Annotated in this window: 1 protein-coding gene; it reads right to left on the reverse strand. The window is 44.4% G+C overall.

Going from position 1 to position 2408, the window contains the following annotated elements; genetic code table 11:
- Positions 1-2408: AAA family ATPase (locus tag U9P07_12235; protein ID MEA2110172.1), on the reverse strand; the 2408-nt coding region annotated here is incomplete at both ends.

The following is a 2408-nucleotide window of genomic DNA, read 5'->3' on the forward strand; positions in this document are numbered from 1 at the left end:
TTTTCCGGCGAGAGCAGCTGGTCAATATCCAAATCACCGGTTTCAATATAGTGGGATAAATGACCCTGGATCGTATTTTCCACCAGCCCTCTCTTTTCCGCAATATCAGCAATGCCAAACCCTTGCTTGAACAGGTCAAAGCTGGACTTTTTGGTGTCAAGCCCGGCCTGTTTCTTCGTTGAATTTATCTTTTGGGCCGATTCCTGCTTTATTTCAGGCAGCACCACATTTTTTATGCCATGCTTTTGGCGATAAGCCAAAACCAGCCCCAGGATATCGTCACCATAGTCTGAAATAGTTTTCGGGCCCACCCCATTAATCTTTTTCAATTCATCGATATTTCGGGGAAGCCGGACCACAATCTGAATCAATACCCGTTGATGGAGGATTTGAAATGCGGCAACACCTTTCTTTTTTGACAGACGCAAGCGCCACTCTTTAAGATGCTGAAACAATTGGGGATGTAAAATATCTGATTCACTGTAGGAATGAGCCTGGCTTTTTTTTGCCTTTCCCGGCATAAATTCGCTTTCAGCCTTTGAAACGGCGCGTAAATATCGGGACGGTGAAAAACCGTTTTCACAGGATCTGATCCCGGCCAGTTTCACCGCAATCTCCCGCGAGAGGTTGTCAAAGGCATTTTTTATTTTTTTAGCAAGGGACTTGTTGTCTGTTTCCAGGATCAGGTTATTCACCATGTCAGCAAAAATCAAACCCAATTTGTCCTGGAACCAGCTGGATGCCTTTTTCACCCGTTTCTGAATATAATCATCACCTGCCGGCAGACTGTTTTGAGGGAAATGTTGATTTAACTGGTGCTTAAATTTTTCACTGATCAAAATAATATCGTTTTGAGCCAATTTCGGAATTTGTTCGAGATCGGGGACCCCGGACACCTGAACCAAGTCTGCATTACGGCTCAGCAGACTAAAAAAATAACCCAGCCGATTATTCAACGGCTGGAAATCAAAACAATTGCTCAGCAACTGCTGCTGATAAATCATTTTTTCTGCCAGAAGCCGGTCTGCCGAAACGGCATTTTTTCCTGAATGGTTGATAAATTGAAAAATGGCTTCATCCATCTTAATTCCCCGCGTCGGGATGGGTGAAGACAAAACAAGCCCTGCAAATGTCTTACAGCGGCTTAAAGCAACATAGATCTGGCCCTGGGCAAAAGCCGCCCGGGCATCAATGACAGCCCGATCAAAGGTTAAGCCCTGACTTTTATGGATGGTAATCGCCCATGCCGGTTTCAGCGGAAACTGTTTAAACCGGCCGATGGTTTCTGCTTCAATTTCCTGGTTTTCCTGGTTCACCGAGTACTTAATATTTTCCCATTCTACCGGCTCAACCGTGATCGGTTCAGTTTCACCCGGGCAAATGACACGGATTTCCTGGTGGGATATGGATTTAATCTTGCCTATTTTTCCATTGTAATAACGTTTCTCAACAGATGTATCATTGCGAAGGAACATTACCTGGACGCCTTTTTTCAAAGAGAGCCGGGAGAATGTGGGATAAATATGTTCGGGAAAATCCCCTGAAATTTCGGCCTCCAGGTCATACGCATCTTCTGGTATTGCCTCAAGCTTTTCCTGATTAATGGTATCGGCGTTTCTATTATGAGTGGTTAAGGTGATGTAGCCCTGACCCTCTTCTGGAGTAAAATTTTCTTTAACCCTTTGATTTAACGTTTCAATGGATGATTCATCCATTCGATTATCCCTTACTTTATTCAGCAGATGGATAAATCGGTCATCTGCCTGCCGGTAAACTTTTTCCAGTTCGATAGTAACCAGGTCCAGATGTTTAAAAGCAAGACTGCTGAAAAAATAGGCGCTTTCATAATACTGCCTTAACATCTCCCATTCCCCGGATTTGGCAACCGGAGGCAATTGGTACAAATCTCCAATCAAGAGCAGTTGAACGCCCCCAAATGCCAGGTTGCTGCGTCGATGGTATTGGAGCACCTTATCTACCGCGTCAAGGACATCAGCCCGGACCATGCTGATTTCATCAATCACCAGCAGATCAAGGCTTTTTATAATTTGTTTTTTCTCCCTGCTAAACCTGAAAACGCGTTCTTTGTTTTTAATAAATCCATCACTGCCCGGGATAAAGGGCCCGAACGGCAGTTGAAAAAAAGAATGCAGCGTGACGCCACCGGCATTGATTGCGGCAACCCCTGTTGGTGCGGTGACAATCATCCTTTTGGCTGTATTTGCTTTAAGGTTTTTTAAAAATGTGGTTTTACCGGTACCGGCTTTTCCGGTCAAAAAAATATGGCAGCCGGTATCTTCTACAAATTCCCGGGCCAACTGCAGTTCAACGTTGCCGGAATCATCCACACAATTAAGGGGACAGTATATAGAACTATCTATTTCCTTCATTTCTTCGGCCCAGGTTTT

The organism is Pseudomonadota bacterium, assembly GCA_034660915.1.
In the GTDB taxonomy this organism is placed as follows: domain Bacteria; phylum Desulfobacterota; class Anaeroferrophillalia; order Anaeroferrophillales; family Anaeroferrophillaceae; genus DQWO01.